We start from the raw sequence: 232 nt of genomic DNA, 5'->3' as shown, positions 1-232 counted from the left end.
AAGGAGTCTGGTAGGCCTGAGTGGACTTGAACCACCGACCTCACCCTTATCAGGGGTGCGCTCTAACCACCTGAGCTACAAGCCTGCAGAGATTTTTACTGCTGTTTTTCATCAGACAATCTGTGTGAGCACTACAAAGGCAGGTTCTTTAAGGTAAGGAGGTGATCCAACCGCAGGTTCCCCTACGGTTACCTTGTTACGACTTCACCCCAGTCATGAATCACAAAGTGGT

The 232-nt window shown here is 49.6% G+C and carries 1 tRNA gene and 1 rRNA gene; both read right to left on the bottom strand.

What is annotated here, in order from left to right:
• Positions 1–8 precede the first annotated feature (8 nt).
• A tRNA-Ile gene (locus NUX24_RS21805) sits at positions 9–85 on the bottom strand.
• Positions 86–154: 69 nt separating this feature from the next.
• A 16S ribosomal RNA gene (locus tag NUX24_RS21800) occupies positions 155–232 on the bottom strand; the annotation flags it as partial.

The organism is Enterobacter sp. HG048 (assembly GCF_024702055.1).
GTDB lineage: Bacteria > Pseudomonadota > Gammaproteobacteria > Enterobacterales > Enterobacteriaceae > Enterobacter > Enterobacter dykesii.
Note: the sequence above shows the minus strand (reverse complement) of the source record. Positions and strands in the feature narration are given on the sequence as shown.